This window comes from Alkalibacterium sp. m-11 (genome assembly GCF_054658155.1).
The window spans coordinates 1-3972 of sequence record NZ_BAAGIR010000156.1; the positions used below are offsets into that span (position 1 = coordinate 1).

Annotated in this window: 4 protein-coding genes; all 4 read right to left on the reverse strand. The window is 44.3% G+C overall.

The features are described from left to right. Positions 1 to 137: 137 nt before the first annotated feature. A complete protein-coding gene (locus tag ACYQ2O_RS10880) occupies positions 138 to 1013 on the reverse strand; it encodes an ROK family protein (protein WP_346025513.1) in 876 nt (291 codons plus the stop codon). Between the two features lie 39 nt (positions 1014 to 1052). Continuing rightward, a complete protein-coding gene (gene ggt, locus ACYQ2O_RS10885) occupies positions 1053 to 2669 on the reverse strand; it encodes a gamma-glutamyltransferase (RefSeq protein ID WP_346025514.1) in 1617 nt (538 codons plus the stop codon). 55 nt (positions 2670 to 2724) lie between these two features. Beyond that, positions 2725 to 3111, reverse strand: coding sequence for a lactoylglutathione lyase (gene gloA / locus ACYQ2O_RS10890; RefSeq protein ID WP_346025515.1), 387 nt, complete (start codon positions 3109 to 3111; stop codon positions 2725 to 2727). A gap of 274 nt (positions 3112 to 3385) precedes the next feature. Next, on the reverse strand, positions 3386 to 3769 hold the full coding sequence (gene gloA2, locus ACYQ2O_RS10895) for an SMU1112c/YaeR family gloxylase I-like metalloprotein (RefSeq protein ID WP_346025516.1): 384 nt from the start codon (positions 3767 to 3769) through the stop codon (positions 3386 to 3388). Positions 3770 to 3972 lie beyond the last annotated feature (203 nt).

Consider the following 3972-nt stretch of genomic DNA (forward strand, 5'->3'; position numbering starts at 1 on the left):
GGATCTGTTATAAAGCTGTTTAATCCAGACAAGGATTGGATTATATTACCTTCATCGACAGAAATCATCATACGAGCAACGAGAAATTTGGGAAACATAATTTTTCATAGATTATTGGGAGTTACCAGGTGCCCTGTCTATTTATTTTCCTGCATAAAGTTATAGACGGCTCCAATCAGGTTAGCATCATTTTTGAACTCACACGTTTCAATCACTGGACGAAAAGGGGTGTGCTGCAGACGTGCAAATAGAGAGTCAAACTCAACTTCGATGCGCTCAAGGATCCCGTCCATACTGGATACGCCTCCCCCGATTACTATCTTCTCAGGATCAAACGCATAAGCAAGGTTGTAAAGTCCCATAGTCAGATACATAAAGAAGGTGTCTGCTTCTTCTTTAGCTATGACATCCCCCTGATTGGCAAGTTCAAACACCGCCTGTCCATCTATATCATCGTAACTCATCCCCATCCGCTCTGCATAACGACGGGACATGGCCACCGCTGTACCAATCTGACTGAATGTCTTAGTTTCATTAAGGAGCATGAAGCCGAACTCTCCACCGAATAAATGCGGTCCATGATGGACTTTTTTATTGACGATAACTGCCCCACCGATTCCCGTTCCAATCACCACGAAAAGAACATTGTCGTTATCTTTCGCAGCCCCTTTCCATACTTCAGCCAGACCTGCGCTGTTTGCATCATTCTCAAATGACACAGGCAGTCTAAACATCTCTTCGAGTTCATCATATATAGGGAAGAAGTGGAGGTATCTGACTGCACTGACTCCTTCTATCTGCCTGTCGATCTGATTGACCGCTCCGGGAGCCGAAAATGCGACTCCTTCAAGACTGTAAGTCGAATCAGCCTCTTCTTTCACACGAGAAAGTTGAGCTTTCATCTCTGCCCAGGTCTGCGGTGTTTTAAACTTCCCTTTATCTGACAAAGATTCATCAGACCAGATTCCATACTTAACTGATGTTCCTCCAATATCAAAAGCCAGTATTGCCATTATACCTCTCCACCTTCGCTAATAGTCTATTTTATCTTCTTACCAGACAGCAACCGTCCCGTCTGTTCTTGGTTCTGTCCCTCCGATCAGCACACCATTTTTGTTTCTTAAAATAATCTGACCCCTTCCGAACTGACCTTTTTCAAGAGTCACTTCTATGTCGTGTCCCCGGCGTTTCAGATCTGTCAGTACAGAAAATGGTATTTCAGGTTCAACGAGTACTTTCCGCCCTTTGACCCACTGCCATCTTGGTTTGTCTAGAGCATCCTGAGGGTTTAGCCCGAAATCAATCATGGACTGGATCACTTGAAGATGACCTTGTGGCTGCATGTGTCCACCCATCACGCCAAAAGGCCCCATCGGCTGCCCTTCTTTTGTAAGGAAAGCGGGAATGATGGTATTGAAAGGCCGCTTAGCCGGTGTAAGGGTATTCACATGTCCTTTTTCGTTTGTGAACCCAACGGCCCGGTTATTCAGACTGATGCCAAATTCCGGAATGACTGCCCCTGAACCGAAGCCCATGTAATTACTTTGAATGTATGAAATCATATTGCCGTCAGCGTCTGCTGCAGCAAGATAGACGGTTCCTGATGAATCACTGATACCTGGTACAGCATCTATCGCATCATGACCGATCAGATCTGCTCTTTCCTTTGCATATCTTTCAGAAAGCAGCTCTTCCGCACTTACCGTCATCCTCTCAGGATCGGCAATAGTCAAATTCCCGTCAGCAAAAGCCAGTTTGATTGCTTCGATCTGCTTATGTAGCGTCTCAGCGTCATCTTTTCCAGCCAGTTCCAGATGTTTAAGAGAGTTAAGCGCCATTAATGCTACGATTCCCTGTCCATTTGGCGGCATCTCCCAGACTTGGTAGCCTTTATAATCTACAGAAACAGGATCGACCCATTCCGGCTGGAAGGATTTAAGATCATCCAGTCTCAAGCTTCCTCCATGTCTTCTGGAAAATGCATCAATGGCTTCCGCAATCTTGCCATTATAGAAAGCATCCGCTTCTGTCTCACCGATCAGTCGAAGACCTCTGGCATGCCCAGGAAGTTTAATAATATCCAACGCCTGTTTCGCTGTACCTTCTGGTGCAAAGACCTTGAACCAGGACTCGAGTTCCGGGTAATTATCTTTCTCTTTAGAAAAGCGTTTGAAAGTACGTTGAAAGGCCTGTGAAACAGTATTCGTAATGACGTACCCCTCTTCAGCAATTTTCGCAGCTGGCTCCAGTACCTCTTTCAATGGAAGTTTCCCGTGTTTTTTACTTAAAGCAGCCCATCCGGCAGGAACCCCAGGAACAGTGACCGCATTGATGCCAAACGTTGGAAAGTCCTTTTCTTTCGTCAGGTATGGATCCGGATCCAACCCTTCAGGAGATGGCCCACTGGAATTCAGCCCATGCAGTTCTCCATCTTTCCATAATATGCTGAAACTGTCTCCTCCGATGCCGTTCGATCCTGGCTCCACAACAGTAAGTGTCGCAGCAGTTGCTATGGCGGCATCGATGGCATTTCCACCTCTCTTCAGTATGTCGAGCCCGACTTGTGCAGCTAGCGGATGTGATGTAGCAACCATTCCATTTTTACCAACCGCTAGCTCTCTTCGTGATGCATAATGAAATGCCCCTGTGTCGCAGTTTGCATCCCCCATTTTATTTCTCCCCTCATATGTAGTATCGGATCCTAGACCCGATACTTAAAACAACTTAATCTTTCAACTGAATGATCTCGATCTTATATCCATCAGGATCCTTAATAAAGAAGTAAGATGCTGCACCGTCAGATAATTCTGTCAGCTCTGTAACATCCTGCCCAGACTGACTGAACTCGTCGTGAGTATCGCTAAGATTCTCTACGCCTATTGCAATATGCCCGTATCCATTTCCCAGATCATATGGTTCTTCCTGATCATAATTATATGTCAGCTCCAGCTCCACTTCATCTCCAGGCAATGCCAGATAAACCAGGGTGAACTTGTATTCAGGATAATCTAGACGGCGAACTTCTTTCATTCCCAGAACATCTTTATAAAAATCCAATGACTTGTCCAGATCCTTTACTCTTACGCAAGTGTGCAGCATTCTTTTTCTCATAGGTAATTCCTCCTAAACTAGTATGTTTATATTTTGCCTTACTTTCATCAGGCCGTCAAGCAAACATGTATGAGGGGCAGCTTATATCCTCACTTTTTTGAAAGCGTTATAATTAATTTACTGAATATCTGAAAAAGGCTTGACTATCTATAATGTATGCGTTATCATTTACTTAGAAACATAGTTAGTAGCAGTACTACTAGTTTTCTTTTTCATAAATCATCTCCTTTCTATGCAAAAGAGCCCCTGCGGAAACAGGGGTTCTTTTTTGCGTTCAGCTTCTCTCATATAGTTCCAATGGGAGCCCATCCGGATCCTTGAAGAAAGTGAACAACCTGCCCGTATAGGGATCCGTTCTTACCTCTTCAACTTCGATTCCCTTGCCCTCCAGCTGTCCTTTTGCTTCTACTACATCATCCACTTCGAAACATAAGTGTCTCAACCCTACCGCTTCAGGTCCATTCGCTCTAGCTGGAGGATCTGGGAATGAAAAGAGTTCAATTTGAGCATTACCAGCTTCCAGGTCCAACTTATATGATTCTCTTTCCTCTCTGTACACTTCTCTGATGATAGTCAGACCGAGCGTTTGTGTATAAAAAGCTTTAGACCGGTCATAATCACTTGCAATGATCGCCACATGATGAATTCCATTAAACATATTCTGTTCCTTCTTTCTTTAAAAGTTATGGTCTATGTCCCTTTGCTTTTACGTTTCAATAAGCGTATAGTATTATGTTGAACTACCCCCACTTTCGCTCACGCTTAGAAGTGGGAGATTCCTGGGAACAAAGTAGACTTGACACACTTGTTTAATAGAGTATCAGCGGTTGCTTTTATTTACCAGGCTACCCCCGTAGTCCC